19 protein-coding genes and 1 other RNA gene are annotated in these 20,141 nt (G+C 37.9%); 18 read left to right on the top strand and 2 right to left on the bottom strand.

Features of this window, described 5'->3' with window-relative positions; translation table 11 throughout:
- Positions 1 to 28 precede the first annotated feature (28 nt).
- From ffs to BTR42_RS11465, 6 genes are all read left to right on the top strand, one after another.
- An RNA gene (gene ffs / locus BTR42_RS11495) (signal recognition particle sRNA small type) lies at positions 29 to 114 on the top strand.
- A gap of 321 nt (positions 115 to 435) precedes the next feature.
- Entirely contained in the window at positions 436 to 1,785 is a 1,350-nt protein-coding gene (locus BTR42_RS11485) for a glucose-6-phosphate isomerase (RefSeq protein ID WP_009855085.1), read from the top strand.
- 289 nt (positions 1,786 to 2,074) lie between these two features.
- A complete protein-coding gene (gene dapD / locus BTR42_RS11480; RefSeq protein WP_004233376.1) occupies positions 2,075 to 2,773 on the top strand; it encodes a 2,3,4,5-tetrahydropyridine-2,6-dicarboxylate N-acetyltransferase in 699 nt (232 codons plus the stop codon).
- Positions 2,774 to 3,276: 503 nt separating this feature from the next.
- Entirely contained in the window at positions 3,277 to 4,407 is a 1,131-nt protein-coding gene (locus BTR42_RS11475; RefSeq protein ID WP_077497803.1) for an N-acetyldiaminopimelate deacetylase, read from the top strand.
- 283 nt (positions 4,408 to 4,690) lie between these two features.
- Positions 4,691 to 5,218, top strand: a complete 528-nt coding sequence (locus tag BTR42_RS11470; RefSeq protein ID WP_077497801.1) for a 5-formyltetrahydrofolate cyclo-ligase — start codon at positions 4,691 to 4,693, stop codon at positions 5,216 to 5,218.
- Positions 5,215 to 5,886, top strand: a complete 672-nt coding sequence (locus BTR42_RS11465; RefSeq protein ID WP_074658299.1) for a rhomboid family intramembrane serine protease — start codon at positions 5,215 to 5,217, stop codon at positions 5,884 to 5,886. Before BTR42_RS11470 ends, BTR42_RS11465 begins: the two co-directional genes overlap by 4 nt.
- A 45-nt stretch (positions 5,887 to 5,931) precedes the next feature.
- Here BTR42_RS11465 and galU read toward each other — a convergent pair whose 3' ends face one another.
- Together galU and BTR42_RS11455 are read right to left on the bottom strand one after the other, a co-directional pair.
- On the bottom strand, positions 5,932 to 6,846 hold the full coding sequence (gene galU, locus BTR42_RS11460) for a UTP--glucose-1-phosphate uridylyltransferase GalU (protein WP_012962573.1): 915 nt from the start codon (positions 6,844 to 6,846) through the stop codon (positions 5,932 to 5,934).
- A gap of 59 nt (positions 6,847 to 6,905) precedes the next feature.
- Positions 6,906 to 7,922: an NAD(P)H-dependent glycerol-3-phosphate dehydrogenase gene (locus tag BTR42_RS11455; protein WP_077497799.1), complete on the bottom strand. Its 1,017-nt coding sequence runs from the start codon at positions 7,920 to 7,922 to the stop codon at positions 6,906 to 6,908.
- 196 nt (positions 7,923 to 8,118) lie between these two features.
- Between BTR42_RS11455 and BTR42_RS11450 the strand changes: the two genes are divergently transcribed.
- The 12 genes from BTR42_RS11450 (at position 8,119) to BTR42_RS11395 (ending at position 20,139) form a co-directional block, all read left to right on the top strand.
- A complete protein-coding gene (locus BTR42_RS11450; RefSeq protein WP_009855078.1) occupies positions 8,119 to 8,886 on the top strand; it encodes an epoxyqueuosine reductase QueH in 768 nt (255 codons plus the stop codon).
- Positions 8,887 to 9,050: 164 nt separating this feature from the next.
- Positions 9,051 to 10,253, top strand: a complete 1,203-nt coding sequence (locus BTR42_RS11445; RefSeq protein WP_077497797.1) for an MFS transporter — start codon at positions 9,051 to 9,053, stop codon at positions 10,251 to 10,253.
- Between the two features lie 15 nt (positions 10,254 to 10,268).
- Positions 10,269 to 11,498, top strand: a complete 1,230-nt coding sequence (locus BTR42_RS11440) for an MFS transporter (RefSeq protein WP_111697150.1) — start codon at positions 10,269 to 10,271, stop codon at positions 11,496 to 11,498.
- Positions 11,499 to 11,591: 93 nt separating this feature from the next.
- Positions 11,592 to 12,038 carry a dUTP diphosphatase gene (locus tag BTR42_RS11435; protein WP_012962568.1) on the top strand — a complete coding sequence of 149 codons (447 nt, stop codon included), beginning with the start codon at positions 11,592 to 11,594 and terminating at the stop codon, positions 12,036 to 12,038.
- A 30-nt stretch (positions 12,039 to 12,068) separates the two neighbouring features.
- Entirely contained in the window at positions 12,069 to 12,602 is a 534-nt protein-coding gene (locus BTR42_RS11430; RefSeq protein WP_061458130.1) for a histidine phosphatase family protein, read from the top strand.
- Between the two features lie 17 nt (positions 12,603 to 12,619).
- Complete coding sequence (radA, locus tag BTR42_RS11425; protein WP_074581596.1) at positions 12,620 to 13,981, top strand: DNA repair protein RadA; 1,362 nt, start codon at positions 12,620 to 12,622, stop codon at positions 13,979 to 13,981.
- A 123-nt stretch (positions 13,982 to 14,104) separates the two neighbouring features.
- Complete coding sequence (locus tag BTR42_RS11420) at positions 14,105 to 14,599, top strand: beta-class carbonic anhydrase (protein ID WP_003066696.1); 495 nt, start codon at positions 14,105 to 14,107, stop codon at positions 14,597 to 14,599.
- 102 nt (positions 14,600 to 14,701) lie between these two features.
- The gene (locus BTR42_RS11415) at positions 14,702 to 15,196 is read left to right on the top strand and encodes an LURP-one-related/scramblase family protein (protein ID WP_012962566.1); all 495 of its coding nucleotides are present in this window, start codon (positions 14,702 to 14,704) and stop codon (positions 15,194 to 15,196) included.
- Positions 15,197 to 15,380: 184 nt separating this feature from the next.
- On the top strand, positions 15,381 to 16,838 hold the full coding sequence (gltX, locus tag BTR42_RS11410; RefSeq protein ID WP_012962565.1) for a glutamate--tRNA ligase: 1,458 nt from the start codon (positions 15,381 to 15,383) through the stop codon (positions 16,836 to 16,838).
- A 540-nt stretch (positions 16,839 to 17,378) separates the two neighbouring features.
- Entirely contained in the window at positions 17,379 to 18,545 is a 1,167-nt protein-coding gene (locus BTR42_RS11405) for a CynX/NimT family MFS transporter (RefSeq protein ID WP_077497795.1), read from the top strand.
- A gap of 169 nt (positions 18,546 to 18,714) precedes the next feature.
- The gene (locus tag BTR42_RS11400) at positions 18,715 to 18,885 is read left to right on the top strand and encodes a potassium transporter Trk (protein WP_237394386.1); all 171 of its coding nucleotides are present in this window, start codon (positions 18,715 to 18,717) and stop codon (positions 18,883 to 18,885) included.
- 72 nt (positions 18,886 to 18,957) lie between these two features.
- Positions 18,958 to 20,139, top strand: coding sequence for a ryptide export MFS transporter (locus tag BTR42_RS11395; RefSeq protein ID WP_077497791.1), 1,182 nt, complete (start codon positions 18,958 to 18,960; stop codon positions 20,137 to 20,139).
- Positions 20,140 to 20,141: the final 2 nt, after the last annotated feature.

Raw genomic sequence — 20,141 nt, 5'->3', positions numbered from 1 at the left:
GCATAATCTAGAAATTATGATATAATATTCCTCGGAGCAACATCTGCGCGTGAAGTGGGTCAGGGGAGGAATCCAGCAGCCCTAAGCGATTGTAGGTGTGTGCTCTTTTTGTATATAAAACTAAAACCCTTTGAAATCAATCGTTTCAGAGGATTATTTTTTATTTAAGAGACTAAAAGGGGCGAAATAGGGGCAGGAATTAAAATATTTTAATCGTGTTTAATCGTTTAGATAAATCAAGTGTCATCTGTGTTGTGACGTGGCTATAACTGTAAAAATCTGTGAAATTTTCATCACAAAATGGTTGTTTCATGAAAGTTTTCAGCAACTTGGTAAACGCTTTATTTAAATGAGATAATTTAGTAAAAATCATTGAAAAATCATGCATAAAAGAGTAATATAGAAGAGAAATTTAATTTTTTGAGGAGTATTGTAATGACACATATTAAATTTGATTATTCAAAACTTTTGGGTCAATTCGTCGAACAAGAAGAAATCGACTTCATGCAACCGCAAGTCAACGCTGCTGACGAATACTTGCGTAAAGGTACAGGTCCAGGTTCTGACTTCCTTGGTTGGTTAGACCTTCCTGAAAACTACGACAAAGAAGAATTTGCGCGTATCCAAAAAGCTGCTGCTAAAATCCAATCAGACAGCGAAGTTCTTGTTGTTATCGGTATCGGTGGTTCTTACCTTGGAGCTCGTGCGGCTATCGACTTCTTGAGCAACCACTTCTATAACCTACAAGCATCTGCAGACCGTAAAGGTCCACAAATCCTTTACGCTGGTAACTCAATTTCTTCAACTTACCTTGCAGACCTTGTTGAATACGTTAAAGATAAAGATTTCTCAGTAAACGTTATCTCTAAATCTGGTACAACAACTGAACCAGCTATCGCTTTCCGTGTATTCAAAGAACTTTTGATTGAAAAATACGGTCAAGAAGAAGCTAACAAACGTATCTACGCTACAACTGATAAAGCTAAAGGTGCTGTTAAAGTTGAAGCTGTTGCTAACGATTGGGAAACATTTGTTGTTCCAGATAACGTTGGTGGACGTTTCTCAGTATTGACTGCCGTAGGTCTTCTTCCAATCGCTGCCGCTGGTATCGACATCGAAGCTCTTATGACTGGTGCTAACGCTGCACGTCAAGAATTGACTTCTGCTGAAATTTCAGAAAACATCGCTTATCAATACGCTGCTATTCGTAACATTCTTTACCGTAAAGGTTACATCACTGAAATCTTGGCTAACTACGAACCATCACTTCAATACTTCGGTGAATGGTGGAAACAATTGGCTGGTGAATCAGAAGGTAAACACCAAAAAGGTATCTACCCAACATCTGCTAACTTCTCAACTGACCTTCACTCACTTGGTCAATTCATCCAAGAAGGTTACCGTAACATCTTCGAAACAGTTGTTCGTATTGACAAACCACGTAAAAACGTTGTTATCCCTGAATTGTCAGAAGACCTTGACGGTCTTGGATACCTTCAAGGTAAAGACGTTGACTTCGTAAACAAAAAAGCAACTGACGGTGTTCTTCTTGCTCACACTGACGGTGGTGTTCCTAACATGTTCTTGACACTTCCTCAACAAGATGAATTCACTCTTGGTTACACAATCTACTTCTTCGAGTTGGCTATCGGTCTTTCAGGTTACCTTAACGCTGTTAACCCATTCAACCAACCAGGTGTAGAAGCATACAAGAAAAACATGTTTGCTCTTCTTGGTAAACCAGGATTTGAAGACTTGTCAGCAGAATTGAACGCACGTCTTTAATTCATCATTAACATAGATAAAAAAGCTTCCGTAAGGGAGCTTTTTTGCGTGAAAAAATTATTCGAGGTGAATAAATAACCAAATTTCTTTCCAAATTTTCTGAATATTTGTTATAATAGTAAATTATATAATAAAATTTGAATTAGAAGGATTTGAGTGTTTAGCAAGGGGAGTTTTGAATAACTGTATCTGAGCTAAAAGGGAAAACTGGTTAGTAGTAGATATTCTGCTTTACTTTTCTCGATTGAAAGGCTCTGTGAGCCGCTTCAACGCTCTGGGTATCTTAAATATGACTGCACAAAAAATGACTGCTCAAGAAATTATCGCATTTATCGGAAATGCGGAGAAAAAAACAAATGTTAAAGTGACATTTGAAGGTGAATTAGCAGCAGCTGTTCCAGAAAGTGTCATTAAGCTTGGTAATGTGCTTTTTGGTGATTGGAAAGACATTGAGCCACTTTTGGCAAACTTGACTGAAAATAAAGATTATGTTGTTGAACAAGATGGTCGTAATTCAGCTGTGCCATTGCTTGATAAACGCCATATTAACGCTCGTATCGAACCAGGGGCTATCATTCGTGACCAAGTGACAATCGAAGACAATGCGGTTGTTATGATGGGAGCTGTGATTAATATCGGTGCTGAAATCGGTGCAGGAACAATGATTGACATGGGTGCTGTTCTTGGTGGTCGTGCCATTGTTGGTAAAAATAGCCATATCGGTGCAGGTGCCGTTCTTGCAGGTGTAATTGAACCAGCTTCAGCTGATCCAGTTCGTATCGGAGACAACGTTCTTGTCGGTGCTAATGCGGTCGTTATCGAAGGGGTTCAAGTCGGTAATGGTTCTGTTGTTGCTGCGGGAGCTATTGTTACCAAAGATGTCCCTGAAAATGTTGTTGTAGCAGGTGTTCCAGCGCGTGTCATTAAAGAAATTGATGCCAAAACACAACAAAAAACAGCACTCGAAGACGCTTTGCGTAATTTGTAATAAAGGAAGTTGAGATAAAAGATGCTCAGCTTCATTACTTATGTAGTTGTAGTAAGCAAGGCGCAGTAGTTTGGAGAAACTCTGTTGACTTTAGTCAACTTAGAGTTTCCCATGCACAATTGATTAGGCACTTCAGTGCCAATCAATCACTGCTGAGTGGGTTCTAATACGCTGATGAATCAGCTTTTACAACCTTTTTGATGTCAAGCTTCACTTGACTCTATTTCCCACCTCGAAAGATTCCCCAAATCTTTCGAGCCATGCGGGGGTGAGTTAAAAAGGTTCGGTGAACCTTTTTAATCGGGGAATAAAACTTACGGAGTAAGTGTCAAAAACGGTCTGGGGATAGACCGTTTTAGGTCAGCAACAAGAAATTAAGATTTGCTGAGAAATCGAATTTCTTTGAAATTACCGATTCGCTTTTTAATTTCTAGGCTCATGAATAAAATCTCCACTGGAGATTTTATTTGTTCCACTCCCTTTTAAAAAATAAAGGAAAAAATATGACTTTAGATTTAGTTAATATCCGCCGTGATTTGCACCAGATTCCTGAAATTGGTTTGGAAGAATTTAAAACACAAGCTTATCTTTTGGAGCGTATTGCAGAAATTACGGCTGGAAAAGATTTTGTAGAGCAACGTACTTGGCGAACTGGGATCCTTGTCTTTTTAAATGGCTCAGCTCCTGAAAAGACGATTGGTTGGCGAACAGATATTGACGCTTTGCCTATTGTAGAAGAAACTGGGTTGCCGTTTGCTAGCCAGCATGAGGGGCGTATGCACGCTTGCGGGCATGACATGCACATGACCGTTGCGCTTGGTTTACTTAATGAATTGGTGCAAGTGCAGCCAAAAAATAATGTACTCTTTCTTTTCCAACCAGCAGAGGAAAATGAAGCTGGCGGCATGCTCATGTATCAAGATAATGCCTTTGGCGATTGGAAACCAGATGAATTTTATGGGCTTCATGTTCGCCCTGATTTCAAGGTTGGTGATATTGCGACTAATACCTCAACATTGTTTGCAGGAACTTGCGAAGTGTTGGTCACTTTTAAAGGAAAAGGAGGACATGCTGCTTTTCCACATGAAGCAAATGATGCTTTGGTTGCTGCTTCGTATTTTGTCACGCAAGTACAGACAATTGTTAGCCGTAATGTTGACCCAATTCAAGGTGGTGTGGTGACTTTTGGTTCTTTCCATGCTGGAACAACTAACAATGTCATTGCTGAGACAGCGCGTTTGCATGGTACCATTCGAACATTGACGCAGGATATGAGCTTGCATATTCAAAGACGTTTAACGGAAATTGCCAAAGGCGTTGCTGCCAGCTTTGACATGGAAGTTGATGTCAATTTGAAACAAGGTGGCTATTTGCCTGTGGAGAATAATCCAGAGTTGGCACAAGATTTAATGGCGTTTTTCCGAAATCGAGAGGCTGTTAATTTGATTGATTGCCCGCCTGCGATGACTGGAGAAGATTTTGGTTATCTTTTAAATAAAATCCCTGGTGTGATGTTTTGGCTTGGCGTTGATACGCCTTATGCGCTTCATCACCCACAGATGAGCCCAAATGAAGCTGCTTTACCATTTGCGGTTAGTGAGATTTCAGCTTTTCTCAAAGAAAAAGCAAAATAGTAATAACTAAAAGAACTTGAGAATTAAGACTCAAGTTCTTTTTTAGGCAGCAAAAAAGCCGCTATTGGGAGTTAGCGGCTTAAAAAGGGAAGGACATGATTTCTCAACCATGTCCAGGAGATTTATGAAAAGGGAATAACTCCCAAAAGAGCCTATTCCCAGCGGTTTGGGAGAACCGCTATTTAGGATGTTTATAGTATATCGGAGAAACCTTAAAGAAACCTTAAAGTAAATTTTAAGATTTTTGCTAAGTAAAAAACCAGTTTTGTGTTATCATAATAGCATGGAAAAATCACAGTTAAGAGTAGCTATTCTGACTCAGTTAAAAGAGTATGACAAGGCGGAGAAAGCCGCTAAAGATAAGGCTTTGTTAGAAGATTTAGTCGCGTCAGCAGCTTATCAAAATGCGCAAACAATCGCAACGTATTTAGCTTTTGATTTTGAATACGATACGCAATTGTTAATCAATCAAGCCCAAAAAGATGGGAAAAAAATTCTTGTTCCCAAGACTTATTCCAAAGGAAAAATGATTTTTTGCCCTTACGATAAGGATAATTTGGTGAAAACAAGGTTTGGTCTGTGGGAGCCAGCGGTAGCTAATGCTGTGGATAAGTCGCAAATTGATGTCATTCATGTCCCAGGCGTAGGATTCAATCCAGCTGGTTTTCGTATCGGATATGGCGGCGGTTACTATGACCGTTATTTAGCTGATTATGACGGACATACTGTTAGCACAATTTATGAGTTTCAGAAAGTAGAGTTTCAGGCAGATTGTCATGATATGGCTGTGAAGGAGGTTTTTAGTAGATGAAAAATGAAATTAAAAGAAATCCAATAACGATATTTTTACTGGTTTTAACAACACTTGTCTTTTTGGCAATGCAGATTGTTTATTTTGGTAATGCGACCTCTGGGCAAGCGATTCTTAATTTTGGTGGCATGTATGGTGCTTATGTTAGCCTAGTTCCGACACAATTGTGGCGCTTAGTGACACCGATTTTTGTGCATATTGGTTGGGAACATTTTTTCTTTAATGCCTTAACGCTTTATTTTGTTGGGCAAATTGCAGAGAAGATTTGGGGGCATCATAAATTTTTGGCGCTTTATGTGTTATCAGGAGTGGTTGGAAATGCCTTTACCCTTTTCTTTACGCCAAATGTGATTGCGGCAGGTGCTTCAACATCGCTATTTGGTGTCTTTGCAGCTATTATGGTAGTTGGCTATTTTGGTAGAAATCCTTTTTTGAAAGAATTGGGACGCAATTACCAGTTGTTGATTTTGATTAATTTACTTTTTAATTTATTTACCCCAGGTGTTGGGATTATCGGACATATTGGCGGTCTTGTTGGTGGTATTTTATGTGCTATCTTCTTGCCAACAATTGTAGAAAAAGATATGTTTAAACCTTGGCAACGTTGGCTTGCTGCAGGTGCGTATGTTATTTTAAATCTTATTTTGATTTTAGCTGCGTTGAGATAAAAATAAGCCCCTTAGAAATTTTCTAAGGGGTTTATCTTATAAGTATTATTTAGTTTCTTCTTTTTTTGAATCAGCTTCTAATTCTTTACCTAAATCGATAAGATATTGTTTCATGCTATCTTTGATTTGAGGGTGTTGAAGGGCATAGTCAATAGAAGTTTTCATAAAGCCAAATTTGTCACCGACATCATAGCGGTCACCGTTAAATTGGCGCGCAAAAACACGTTGTGTTTTGTTAAGGGTATCGATAGCGTCTGTCAATTGAATTTCATTACCAGCTCCAGGTTCTTGTGTTTCAAGGATATTGAAGATTTCTGGAGTAAGAAGATAACGACCGATGATTGCAAGGTCACTCGGTGCATCTTCAGGGGCTGGTTTTTCAACAAATGTTTCAACGCTATAAAGTCCGTCAATGCCTTCGCCTTGAGGAGCAATAACACCGTAAGATGATACTTCTTCGTGTGGTACGGGCATAACGGCGATAGTTGATGCGTGTGTGGTTTCGTAGTCGTTGATCAGTTGTTTTGTCAATGGTACAGCTTTATCGTTATTGATGTCCATAAGGTCGTCACCAAGCATAACAACGAAAGGTTCATTACCAACAAAAGCTTTGGCTTGCAGAACAGCGTCTCCCAATCCGCGTGGATGGCTTTGACGGATAAAGTGAAGATTGATAGCTGTTGTATCATTCACAAGTTTGAGAAGGTCAGTTTTCCCTTTATGTTCCAAATTGTATTCTAACTCAAAATTTGAATCGAAGTGGTCTTCGATTGAACGTTTTGATTTCCCAGTAACAACCAAAATGTCTTCGATACCTGATTTCAAGGCTTCTTCGACGATAAATTGAATGGTTGGTTTATCAACAATTGGAAGCATCTCTTTAGCGAGTGCTTTAGTTGCTGGCAAGAAGCGTGTTCCAAGACCAGCAGCGGGAATGACGGCTTTTCTAACTTTTCTCATATGAGAACTCCTTTTCATAAATTAACTATACTGGACTAAATTATACTACAATTCTAATATTAGTGCCATTCATTTTCAGAACGGAAATCATTTGACATCATACCTAAGATACTTTCACGGACGTCGCCACCTTCATAGATGACTTTGTAGATAGCGCTAGTGATTGGCATGTAAACATCTAATTCTTTAGCAAGTTCATAAGCAACTTTAGTGGTTGAAATACCCTCAATAACCATACCCATATTTTTTTCGATATCTTCGAGTTTTTCACCACGTCCAAGTGCGTCGCCAGCTCGCCAGTTACGAGAATGAACAGATGTTCCTGTCACGATAAGGTCACCGACACCAGAAAGTCCGCTATAAGTTAGTGGATTAGCTCCCATTTTAACCCCAAGACGAGTGATTTCAGCAAGTCCACGTGTGATAACAGCCGCCTTGGCATTATCACCGTATCCAAGACCGTGGAGGGCACCAGCACCAACAGCAATGATATTTTTAAGGGCACCAGCTGTTTCAACACCGACAACATCAGTATTAGTGTAAAGTCGGAAATAATTGTTGCTAAAGAGTTCTTGAACGTATTTAGCAGATTCGTGGTCTTTTGAAGCAGCTGTAATCAATGTAATATCGCGAACAATTGTTTCCTCAGCGTGGCTTGGTCCAGAGACAACAACGATTTCAGAACGCAATTCAGCAGGAATTTCTTCTTCTAAAATAGTAGAAAGACGTTCGTGTGTGCCAGGTTCAAGTCCTTTAGAAGCGTGCATGATAACAGCTTTGTGGTCAAGTGTTTCAGCTACTTGTTTTGCGACCAAGCGTGTTACCTTGGTCGGTACAACAAATAAAATAGCATCAACGTCTGTGAGTGCTTCTTTTAAATCGAGTGTCGCTTTGATATTTTCAGAGATTGTAATATCTTTGAAGTAGCGAGTGTTTGTGTGTTTTGTATTTAATTCTTCAATTTGGTCTGGGATATTTCCCCAAAGACAAACGTCATGTCCGTTGTCATTTAATACTTGCGCAAGAGCCGTTCCCCATGAACCAGGCCCTAAGACAGCAACTTTTTGTCTTGTCATTTTTTCTCCTCTCTCAAACGAGCAAGATTTCATTTCCCATTATATCACAAGAGCCCCTTGTTTGTCTTTGTTTATTGGAAAGGTAATCAGAGAATTATTTGTGATAAGGGGAAATTTCACGGTGTTTAGATGATGTTTTTGAAAAATAACTTGTGGTATAATGAAATGACGTTACTAGGAAAGGAAGAAATAAGTTGTGATTGATTTAGAAGAGATTTTATCCAAAATGAATCCCAATCAGAAAATCAACTATGACCGTGTCATGCAACAAATGGCAAAACGGTGGATGCAAGAAGAGATTCGACCACGTATTCTTGTTCATGTTTGCTGCGCACCTTGTTCAACTTATACCTTGGAATATTTGACGCAATATGCTGATTTGACGGTTTATTTTGCCAATTCAAACATTCATCCCAAGGAAGAATATTACCGCAGAGCTTATGTCGTTCAAAAATTTGTATCGGATTTTAATGAAAAAACAGGCAATAACGTTCAATTTATTGAAGCGCCTTACGACCCGTCGGAGTATTTTCAAAAAGTTCATGGTTTTGAGGAGGAACCTGAGGGTGGCGAGCGTTGCCGTGTTTGCTTTGATTACCGTTTAGATAAGGCAGCAAAGATGGCTGTTGAGCTTGGCTTTGATTATTTTGCCAGTGCCTTGACCATTAGTCCGCACAAAAATTCACAGGTTATTAATAGCGTGGGAATCGAAGTCCAAAAAGTTTATGCAACCAAGTACCTACCAAGCGATTTCAAGAAAAATAATGGCTACCGCCGTTCAGTAGAAATGTGCGAGGAATATGACATCTATCGTCAATGTTATTGTGGCTGTGTTTTTGCCGCTAAAATGCAGGGCATTGACTTCACCCAAATCAAAAAAGAAGCCAAAGAATTTATGGTCGGAAAAGACGGCGAAAAAGAATTCCCACACATCCGCTTTACCTTCGAAGGAAAAGAAATTTAATACAAGAAAAGCAGAATTAGTTTCAAGCTAGTCCTGCTTTTTTGTTGCCGATAAATAATTTTAAAAAGTATATATTTATATTTCAAAACTATGTTAAACCGTGATAAAATAGGGGGTAATTAAGAAGAGGGAAGATAGATTTGGAGATTGGGGAATAAATCGGTATGAAAATTAAAACATTTACGAGTAATTTTTATCATTTAATTTTAAGTCGTTCAACGAGAAATATAGCGGATAGTTTTTATTTGATTGCTCTTTCTATTGGTTTGGTACAGGTATATCAAATAGACGCTGCGAAATTGTCTTTATTTACTTTACTTGGTCTGCTTCCTAATGTGACCTCGATTTTCTATGGTCCTTTTTTAAATCGCATAAAGAATGACAAAAAATGGTTAATGATTTTCCAAATATCGCAATTAGTTGTAATTGTGGGAATTATTTTGTGTCTTAACTATCAATTTGCTGTTCTTTGGATGTATAGTTTGAATTTCATTTTTAATTTGCTGACAACGTTATTAAATACCATGCAAATGAAAATTACTCCTGCAACTTTGGATAATGATAGCGAGCTGATTGATAAATCTGTTGATATTCAATACAAAACGTCAAATGTGCTAGATATTATTAGTAATTTCATAGCTTCCTCTTTGTTGGCTTTTATTTCGTATCTAGTCCTTTTGCAACTTAGTATTCCATTTTTTATAGGAGCTATCTATTTTATGTTTCGAGTTAAACTTGACACTAGGGCGACAAGTCAATTTTCTAAGGAGCATGAGAAAGAAAAACTTCGTCTATTAGAATCGGTAGAGGCGTTTAGAGAGTCAAAATTTGCTTCGCTTATTATTTTCATCGAGGCTTTTTTGAGTGGGGGTACGGATTTACTGTTGACTCTTGTTCCTTTATATTTACTGCAGGAGAAAATTCCTATTGGGTATTTAGGTGTTGTGCTTGCTGTGCAACGTGGAGCAGATTTGCTTGGAGCACTTTTAGCACCACGTATCAGAATACGTCCTAGACATTTTTTCTGCATTGACTATACCATATCTGGACTGTGCTTGTTATTTGTATTCATTATTCCTTATCCATTGGTGAAATTACTGCTATTTTTTATCGCATTTGTTGTGATTGGAGTATCTGGAAATATATTTGAAAAAATGATTTATGCGGAATATGACAATAATAAAGTTGCTTTAATTTACACTGCTAGTTCTAGTTTATACGCTATCTTTGGTATTTTATTTTTGTTAATTCCAAGTTTTTATCAAAATATAACGGTTTTAGGAATTTCGATTAATATAATGACATTCGGTATCGGTGTTTATTTATTGATAAAAAGTGGCGTTTTGGTGAAGGGTGAATTATCGTAGGTTTTAGGAGAGGTTATGAAAAAATTTAGGTCATCGTTTTTTCTATTATCTGAAGCTGCTGGGATTGTAGCTAGTAGCGTTTATGGGTTAACGCTATCATTTATTGTTCAGCGTTATGTTGATAGTCAATTTTTAAATAGTTTAGTTAGCAATATCAGCGTGACATTAAGCATGCTTATGGCATTTTTTACAGGTTATATTGTTGATAAGAAATCGCCGTGGAAGTTGATTTTGTTATCAGACTTGGTTTTGATACCGCTATTTATCATTCCTATTTTTCTTTTTGAAGTTTCAATTCCGTTATTTCTGATTTCAATAGTCATTATTGACATGATTTCGATAGTTGTTTCGGAGTTAGATGAGATTTCAAGACCTGTTTATCTCAGCCTTATCACAACTAAAGAAAAATCCGTTTCGGTTTTACAGAGCATTAATATTGTTGATTCAGCCTTTGCTATTGTTGGCTATCTTTTTGTCTTTTTGACAATTTCTTTTCTCAAAATTAACACTTATTTTATTATCGTTAGCATTTGTTACCTTTTTAGTGCTATATTTATTTTTCATTTGCCAAAGGAAACAAAGGAAAAACAGCCTCTTTCTGAAACACAAGAAAGCTTTATTTTGGCCTTAAGAGAATTATTGCAAGTGATTGTAAGGCTAAAACAAGTAGGTCTTTACCTTGCCAATCTTCTCTTCATGGTGAAAAATCAGATTGTCATGAGCCTTTTGATTTTTAGAATTGGACAGATTGATAAGGGATTTACTCATATTCATATCATTGGTATCGGAATTCTGCTTAGTGTAGCAGGTGGTGCGGTGCTTAATAAGATTCTTTATTTAGCTAAGGTATCGGTAAGAAAAGTTCTTTCAATGCTCTTAATTGCTTGTAGTGGGTATTTTACCTATCTTGTTGGTCATGCACAAACTGTTGAGCATTTCCTATTGTTTGGTTTAGCGATAGGAGCTATTTTTGGAACAGGTTTACCGTGTTTTGGGTTGCTTTCAGCAGAAAGAATGCTTGTTACTCCAGATAATCATCAAAGAAAATCATTATCGTTGTTACGGACAAGTTCGGTTGTTTTAACACTTAGTCTAACAGCTTGCTTTGCTATTGTTGAAAAGCTCTGCCATTTGACAACAATCTTTTTTGACGGTAGTGCTGTTTTAGCAATAATATTGGTTTTGCTATTTTTTGCCCTACCATTTACGGAATTAAATAGTGTAAGGAAAAATAGTAATAAGTAAACTTTCTTTGTTTCCAAGCAAGGAAAGTTTTTTTGATGAATAGCTTTTATGTTATAATATGAAGATGATTTAATACAGAAAAAAGGAGACAAAATGAGTAAAATTAGAGGATTTGAATTGGTTTCACAATTTACTGATGAAACATTGCTACCAAAGCGAGAAACAGCACACGCTGCAGGTTATGATTTGAAAGCTGCGGAAACAACAGAAATTGCAGCTGGTGAGATTAAATTAGTGCCAACTGGTGTCAAAGCTTACATGCAAGCTGGTGAGGTGCTTTATCTTTTTGACCGTTCTTCAAATCCGCGTAAAAAAGGCTTGGTTTTGATTAACTCGGTAGGTGTCATTGACGGTGATTATTATGGCAATCCTGCTAATGAAGGTCACATTTTCGCACAAATGAAAAATATCACTAATGAGACTGTTGTGGTCGAAGCTGGCGAACGCATTGTTCAAGGTGTTTTCATGCCTTTCTTGGTTGCTGACGGTGACGAAGCAGACGGCGTTCGTACAGGCGGCTTTGGTTCAACAGGGAAATAAGTGATATTTGCGAGTTGATAGGAGATTTTTATGAGAATAATATTTGTTCGACATTCTGAACCAGACTATTCCATGTTAGATAGGTGTGAGAACCCTGAAAAATATAGTGGTTTTGGACGTGATTTAGCACCGTTGACCGAACATGGTCGGCATTTAGCACGAGAGGTTGCTAAAAAAGAGGTATTTCAATCTGCTGATGTCATTATCTCATCCTCGATAACTCGCGCACTTGAAACAGCAACTTATATCGCACGTGAAACTGGCTTGGATCTTTTAGTCGAGCCTTTCTTTCATGAGTGGCGACCTGATTTAGATAATTTGAATTACACAGGAGAAGCTGTTGCAAAAGCTTATCGGATTTTTGGGGAAAATAATGGAAAATTAGAAGAAAATTCTTGTTATCGATATGAGACAGCAGAACAAGTTAAGCAACGTTTTCTAGCCGCTTTGGAAAAATATCGTAGATATGACACGGTTATTATTGTGACCCACGGTGTGCTAATGCGCCAATTTGTTTCTCAGAAAGAAATTGCTTATGGTGAAATAATAACAGTAGATTTATAAGTAGGAGGTAATGGGCTATCGCTAAGAAAAAAACAACATTTATTTGTCAGGAGTGTGGCTATCATTCTCCGAAATATTTGGGCCGTTGTCCGAATTGTTCGTCTTGGACGTCTTTTGTTGAAGAAGTTGAGGTGCAAGAAGTCAAAAATGCGCGTGTTAGTTTGACGGGTGAAAAGAGTAAACCGACTAAGTTAAAGGATGTTAGCTCGATTCATTATTCACGCACGAAGACTGGCATGGATGAATTTAACCGCGTGCTTGGTGGCGGTGTGGTGCCAGGTAGTTTGGTGCTTATCGGTGGTGACCCAGGTATCGGAAAATCAACGCTTCTTTTGCAGGTATCTATTCAACTTGCAGATAAGGGAACGGTTCTTTACGTTTCTGGGGAAGAATCAGCAGAGCAGATTAAACTACGTAGTGAGCGTCTCGGCGACATTGACAATGAATTTTACCTTTATGCTGAAACGAATATGCAAGCCATTCGCGCACAGATTGAGCAAATTCAGCCTGATTTCTTGATTATTGACTCGATTCAGACCATTATGAGCCCTGATATTTCTGGGGTTCAAGGGTCGGTATCACAAGTACGTGAAGTGACTGCAGAGTTGATGCAACTGGCTAAGACAAATAATATTGCAACCTTTATCGTTGGTCACGTGACTAAGGAAGGGCAGCTTGCAGGACCGCGCATGCTTGAGCATATGGTGGATACGGTGCTTTATTTTGAAGGGGAACGTCATCACACCTTCCGTATTTTACGTGCTGTGAAAAATCGTTTTGGTTCAACTAACGAAATCGGCATTTTTGAAATGCAATCTGGTGGTCTTGTTGAAGTGCTTAATCCGAGCCAAGTTTTCTTAGAAGAACGTTTGGACGGTGCAACGGGGTCAGCTATCGTGGTTACCATGGAAGGTAGCCGTCCAATTTTGGCGGAAGTCCAAGCTTTGGTAACGCCGACAGTCTTTGGAAATGCTAAACGCACCACGACAGGACTGGATTTTAACCGTGTTAGCCTTATTATGGCGGTGCTTGAAAAACGTTGTGGACTTTTATTGCAAAATCAAGATGCTTATTTGAAATCGGCTGGTGGTGTTAAACTTGATGAGCCAGCGATTGATTTGGCAGTAGCGGTAGCCATTGCGTCAAGCTATAAAGAAAAGCCAACAAATCCACAGGAAGCCTTCATCGGTGAAATTGGTTTGACAGGCGAAATTCGTCGTGTGACACGTATTGAGCAACGTATCAACGAAGCAGCAAAACTTGGTTTTACCAAAGTTTATGCTCCTAAAAACTCCCTGTCAGGTATTGATATTCCAGACAATATTCAAGTCATTGGTGTGACAACTGTGGGCGAAGTCCTCAAAAAAGTTTTTGCGTAAAAAGTGGGAGAGTATTTCCGCTTTTTTTATTTCCTCATTTAAAGTCATTTTAGGCGACAAGAGGTATGAAAAATGATAATATAAGAAAAACTTTATTAGTCACGTAGTCAAGGAGGACTTTTGATGTCTTATTTTGAAAATTTTTTGAAAACTAACCAAGCTTATGCTGATTTACATGGTACAGAGCATTTGCCACAGAAGCCCAAAACGCATGTTGCTATTGTGACTTGTATGGATTCTCGTTTACATGTGGCACAGGCTTTGGGGTTAGCGCTTGGTGATGCTCATATTTTGCGAAATGCTGGCGGTCGTGTGACTGATGATATTATCCGTTCTTTGGTGATTTCTCAGCAACAATTGGGGACACGTGAAATTGTAGTTCTTCATCACACAGATTGTGGGGCACAAAGTTTTACAAATGAAGCTTTTGCAGCGCAGTTAGAGCGTGATTTGGGTGTTGATGTCCATGATAAAGATTTTTTACCGTTTTCTGATGTGGAAGAAAGTGTGCGTGAGGACATTGCTATTTTGCGAAATTCTCCCTTAATCCCAGAGGATGTTGTGATTTCGGGAGCTGTTTATGATGTGGACACAGGACGCATGAGAGAAATCAAATAAAGATGAATTTTCGGATTTTTGTTGACAGCTTTTTGAGGAAGTAATATAATTTTTGTATTAGCATATTGGTACAAATAAAATGAAAATATTGAGGTGTACAAGATGAGAAGTTTTGAGATTAAACAAAAACTTTGGTCATTAGCTGGCAAATTTGATATTAAAGATGAAACTGGTCAACTTGCCTATCACGTACAAGGATCATTTTTAAAGTTTTTAAAGGAATTCACGATTTCTGACAGTCAAGGGCAGTTTGTTAGTCATATCAAACATCATTTTAGCTTTCCTTTTCAACGGTTTACGGTGACTTTTGCGGACGGCAAACAGATTACGATTCAACAACGTTTTTCATTGCTCAAAGCTAAATATGATATTTCTGATTTTGGTTTGGAAGTGGCTGGAGACATTTGGAATATGAATTTTAGTCTGCTTGACCAAGGGCGTGAAGTGGCAAGTATTCATCAAGAATGGTTCAAGATAGCCTCGACTTACCATGTTGATATTTACGATGACAGTCTTGCTGATTTAGTGATTTCGCTAGTGATTGCTATCGACTACGTCAAAGCAATCGAATCATCAAGTAGCTCTGCCTCAAGCTGATTATGGAGTTGGAAAGTAATGGTCTGGAAATAGACCGTTTTAGGTTAACAACAAGAAATCAAAACTTGCTGGAAATCAAATATTGAAAAATACGTAGGAAATCAGCTGTTTTCAGCTGATTTTTTGTTCCAAGGATAAATATTGTGCTATAATAGAAATGATTGAAATTCAACAGGAGACGAAAATGCCTAAGAAAATTCGCGTGCGTTATGCACCAAGTCCAACAGGACTTTTACACATCGGAAATGCGCGTACTGCGCTCTTTAATTATCTTTATGCTCGTCACCATGGTGGTGATTTTGTTATCCGTATCGAAGATACTGACCGTAAACGTCATGTCGAAGACGGTGAACGTTCACAATTGGAAAACCTTAAATGGTTGGGAATGGATTGGGACGAAAGCCCACAAACTCATGAAAAATATCGCCAATCAGAACGTTTGGACATTTACCAAAAATACATTGACCAATTGTTGGCAGAAGGTAAAGCTTACAAATCATACGTTACTGAAGAAGAATTAGCGGCAGAACGTGAACGCCAAGAAGCTGCTGGTGAAACACCTCGTTATATCAACGAATTCCTTGGTATGTCAGAAGACGAAAAAGCTGCTTATATCGCAGAACGTGAAGCTAAAGGAATCGTTCCAACTGTTCGTTTGGCTGTTAACGAATCAGGCATTTACAAATGGCATGATATCGTTAAAGGCGACATCGAATTTGAAGGTGGCAACATCGGTGGTGACTGGGTTATCCAGAAAAAAGATGGTTACCCAACATACAACTTCGCCGTTGTTATTGATGACCATTTGATGGAAATTTCTCATGTTATCCGTGGGGATGACCATATTGCAAACACACCAAAACAATTGATGGTTTACGAAGCACTTGGTTGGGAAGCACCAGAATTCGGTCACATGACATTGATTATCAACTCTGAAACTGGTAAAAAATTGTCAAAACGTGATACAAATACCCTTCAATTTATCGAAGACTACCGTAAAAAAGGTTACATGCCAGAAGCAGTCTTTAACTTTATCGCTCTTCTTGGTTGGAATCCTGGTGGTGAAGACGAAATCTTCTCACGTGAAGAATTAATCAAACTCTTTGATGAAAATCGTTTGAGCAAATCTCCAGCTGCCTTTGACCAAAAGAAAATGGACTGGATGAGCAACGAATACATCAAGAATGCTGATTTTGATACAATCTTTGCAATGGCGAAACCATTCTTGGAAGAAGCTGGTCGTTTGACTGATAAAGCAGAAAAATTGGTTGAACTTTATAAACCACAAATGAAATCTGTTGACGAAATCATTCCATTGACTGACTTGTTCTTCGAAGATTTCCCAGAATTGACAGATGCTGAAAAAGAATTCATGGCTGGTGAAACCGTTCCAACAGTTCTTGAAGCTTTCAAAGCTAAACTTGAAGCGATGAGTGACGAAGATTTCAAATCAGAAAATATCTTCCCACAAATCAAAGCTGTTCAAAAAGAAACTGGTATCAAAGGTAAAAACCTCTTTATGCCAATTCGTATCGCTGTTTCAGGTGAAATGCACGGTCCAGAACTTCCAGATACTATCTACCTTCTTGGTCGTGAAAAATCAATTGAACACATCGAAAATATGCTTAACAGCTTGAAATAATATAATAAAAGAGTCTGGGTCAAAAGTACCCAGCTTCTTTGTTTATATAGTTATTATTTGCAAGACGCAGTAGTTGAGTGGATTCTAATGCGCTGATAAATCAGCTTTTACAACCCTTTTGACATCAAGCTGCGCTTGACTTCATTTCCAACCTCAAAAGGTTCCCCAAACCTTTTGAGCCATGCGGGGATGGGTTATAAAGGTTCGGGGAACCTTTATAATCGGGAAATAAAACTTACGAAGTAAGTGTCAAAAACAGTTCAGTGAACTGTTTTAGGTCAGCAACAAGAAATTAAGACTTGCTGAGAAATCGAATTTCTTCGAAATTACCGATTCGCTTTTTAGTTTTTATGCTCATGAATAAAGTCTCCACTGGAGACTTTATTTGTCCCACTCCCTTTTTGCTTAAAATAATGAATTTTGAGAAATATTTAAATTTGTTGTAAAAAACGTTTTCTTTGATAATGTCTATTCTAAACGTGTGTCGTTCTTGTTATAATAGGCACTGAATTTGTTTATTTCTAAGTTAAGAGGGGTTACATGAAAAAAGATTATTCGAGCTTTTTTGTTCCTGGTATCATCTTAGTGGGAGCTGTTTTGCGGATTCCATTTACAACGATACCAACGGTTTTGAGCTATGTTGCGGACGGTTTGGGCGTTTCGGTCAATTCACTAGGGATTCTAACGAGTATTCCGTTGATTATGTTTGCTTTTTGTTCGTCTTTGGCACCGCGCTTGGCAGATAAATTTGGGCTTGAAAAATTATTCACCATGGTTTTGATTGCCATGTTTATCGGCTCAAGTATGCGCGTGATTAATTTACCAAGTCTTTATCTCGGTACTATGATTATTGGGGTTAGTATTGCCATGATGAACGTTTTACTACCAAGCGTTATCTTGGCTAATCAACCGTTGCGTATTGGGCTTTTGACGACTGTTTATACGACAGCTATGGGCTTAGCTTCTTCGGTCGCTTCATCTGTGGCTGTGCCAATTGTCAAGATGACATCATGGAAAGGCTTGATTTTACTTCTTAGTTTCTTGATTTTGCTTGCTTTGGTGGTCTGGTTTCCAAATACATTCCACAATCATGTGACTGAAAAGGATGAAGAAGCACACGTTGGGTCGCTTTGGAAAAATAAGCGTGCGCTGGCATTGCTTGTTTTTGGTGGTTTGCAATCTCTTCTTTTTTACACAGGAATGACTTGGTTACCAACAATGGCAAGTCAAGCTGGTGTATCAAGCGAAGCAGCAGGTATCTTGGCTTCTATTTATTCATTGATTAGTTTGCCATTTTCATTGACAATTCCAACTTTAGCCACTAATTTATCGTCTAAGAATCGTAAAATCATGTTAGCGATTGTTTCTGCTTGTGGTATCATCGGAACTGGTATGCTGTTATTCCAATCAAGCAACTTTGTCTATTGGTTGCTTGTTAATGTTTTAATCGGAATTGCTGTTAGCGCCCTTTTCCCATATCTGCTTGTCGCTTTCTCAATGAAATCTCATACGCCAAGCCAAACCGCTCAATTATCTGGTATGGTACAATCAGGAGGTTACTTCCTAGCAGCCTTTGGACCAACACTGTTTGGTTATAGCTTTGATCTCTTTGGTTCATGGAAAGTAGCAGCCCTTTGCCTATTCATCTGTACGATTATCATGGCAGTGGCTTTGTTCTACACCGAACGTTTTGAAAAAATACTATAATAGATGAAAAACTTCTCCCCAGTAGGCTATACTGAGGAGATTTTATTAAAATTTTTAGAAAATATATACTTTTAATTGAATTTCTAAATAAAAATTGATACGATTAGTTTACTAATGATCGCCAAATAGGCGGAAACGATATTGGAAAGTGGGATGATTAATGATGGAAATGCTTAGAATTATATTATTTATTTTTGCGCCAGTAATTGCTTATCATCTCTGCTTGTTGCTCTTGCCGAGTGTTATTGATTGGTTGTACATCATTTATAATATTTTATTGATGATTTCACTTTGGTTTGCCGCTTATTTTATTGGAGAAATCAAAAAAGATGATATTTAAAGTAAAGGGTTGATTAGAAGCTGTTCATGATATATGGATGGCTTTTTGAAAAAGATAAATTGGGAGTTTTAAGTGACTAAAGCGTTTTGGAGATTATTGGTTTCACAATCTGTGGCAAATTTGGCAGATGTTTTCTTTAGAGTGGTTATCATTGCAAATATATTTGTTTTATCAGGGTCGATATTAGCAACTTCAATGGCACCTATCTTGATTGGTCTATCATCTTTTGTGGCTAGTTTTCTAGTGCCGTTAGTTACACGGAAGATTGCTCTAAATAAGGTACTTTTGTTAACACAAGGTGGTAAAACGGTTATTTTTCTGCTTTTAGTGCTTTTATTTTATCGTTTTGGAAATGTTTCTCTCCTATTTCTCTATGTTTTTATCATTTTGATTTCGTTATTAGATGGATTTGCGGCACCAGTTTCTCATGCTATTATTCCACAATATGCGACTGATTTAGGAAAAGCAAATGCTGCTCTATCCATGAGTGATGAGAGTATTCAATTAGTTGGCTGGGGGCTGGGTGGGCTTTTATTTGCGATAATGGGCTTGCGCACTAGTATGATAATTATTCTGGTAATGTTTATTATTTCCACAATCGTGATGTGTTTTTTGCTGTTAGTTGACATAGAAAAAGTAGAATCTGAAACAAGCTTTGAAACCCTAACAAAAGGTTGGTTTTTAGTCATTAAGCACCCGCAATTAAGGTTTTTAGTACAAGCAAATCTTTTAGAAATTTTAGCGAATACCATATGGGTATCATCAGTTATTTTGGTTTTTGTGACTGATATTTTGCATCAAACAGAAAGTTATTGGGGCTATGCGAACTCAGCTTATTCTTTGGGGATTTTATTAGGAGGATTTCTCGTTTTTCGTTTATCTGAAAAAATTCTCAACTATAAATGGCAAAGTATGTTTTTTTCTTTACTTGCTATGGCTATCGTAACACTTTGCATTATTCAAGTTCCAAAAGCGAATTACTTTCTGATTTTTTCTGCATTAACAGGTTTCTTGTCGCAACTCAAAGAAATTTCCGAAAGTGTTATGCTTCAGGAGTCTGTTGATGATTATAACTTAGTAAATGTTTATTCTGTTTTTGAGGTCATTTCTACGCTTGCTTTTTCATGCTTTGTATTTTTAATAGGCTTAATAACCGATTATTTCGGAGTGCTAACGGGTTTTTGGTTAGCTATAGTTTGTTTGATTTTAGAAAGCATACTCGTTTTTATCAATAGAAGTAAGCTAATTAAATAAAT

This window comes from Streptococcus gallolyticus subsp. gallolyticus DSM 16831 (assembly GCF_002000985.1).
In the GTDB taxonomy this organism is placed as follows: Bacteria; Bacillota; Bacilli; order Lactobacillales; family Streptococcaceae; genus Streptococcus; species Streptococcus gallolyticus.
The sequence above is the reverse complement of the archived record's forward strand: the minus strand, read 5'-3'. Positions and strand labels throughout refer to the sequence as shown.

Bases quoted from the DNA above. Each gene is read 5' to 3' on its own strand.
- BTR42_RS11485 (WP_009855085.1), top strand. From the start codon at position 436: ATGACACATATTAAATTTGATTATTCAAAACTTTTGGGTCAATTCGTC.
- dapD (WP_004233376.1), top strand. From the start codon at position 2,075: ATGACTGCACAAAAAATGACTGCTCAAGAAATTATCGCATTTATCGGA.
- BTR42_RS11475 (WP_077497803.1), top strand. From the start codon at position 3,277: ATGACTTTAGATTTAGTTAATATCCGCCGTGATTTGCACCAGATTCCT.
- BTR42_RS11470 (WP_077497801.1), top strand. From the start codon at position 4,691: ATGGAAAAATCACAGTTAAGAGTAGCTATTCTGACTCAGTTAAAAGAG.
- BTR42_RS11465 (WP_074658299.1), top strand. From the start codon at position 5,215: ATGAAAAATGAAATTAAAAGAAATCCAATAACGATATTTTTACTGGTT.
- galU (WP_012962573.1), bottom strand. From the start codon at position 6,846: ATGAGAAAAGTTAGAAAAGCCGTCATTCCCGCTGCTGGTCTTGGAACA.
- BTR42_RS11455 (WP_077497799.1), bottom strand. From the start codon at position 7,922: ATGACAAGACAAAAAGTTGCTGTCTTAGGGCCTGGTTCATGGGGAACG.
- BTR42_RS11445 (WP_077497797.1), top strand. From the start codon at position 9,051: ATGAAAATTAAAACATTTACGAGTAATTTTTATCATTTAATTTTAAGT.
- BTR42_RS11440 (WP_111697150.1), top strand. From the start codon at position 10,269: ATGAAAAAATTTAGGTCATCGTTTTTTCTATTATCTGAAGCTGCTGGG.
- BTR42_RS11435 (WP_012962568.1), top strand. From the start codon at position 11,592: ATGAGTAAAATTAGAGGATTTGAATTGGTTTCACAATTTACTGATGAA.
- BTR42_RS11430 (WP_061458130.1), top strand. From the start codon at position 12,069: ATGAGAATAATATTTGTTCGACATTCTGAACCAGACTATTCCATGTTA.
- BTR42_RS11420 (WP_003066696.1), top strand. From the start codon at position 14,105: ATGTCTTATTTTGAAAATTTTTTGAAAACTAACCAAGCTTATGCTGAT.
- BTR42_RS11415 (WP_012962566.1), top strand. From the start codon at position 14,702: ATGAGAAGTTTTGAGATTAAACAAAAACTTTGGTCATTAGCTGGCAAA.
- gltX (WP_012962565.1), top strand. From the start codon at position 15,381: ATGCCTAAGAAAATTCGCGTGCGTTATGCACCAAGTCCAACAGGACTT.
- BTR42_RS11405 (WP_077497795.1), top strand. From the start codon at position 17,379: ATGAAAAAAGATTATTCGAGCTTTTTTGTTCCTGGTATCATCTTAGTG.
- BTR42_RS11400 (WP_237394386.1), top strand. From the start codon at position 18,715: ATGCTTAGAATTATATTATTTATTTTTGCGCCAGTAATTGCTTATCAT.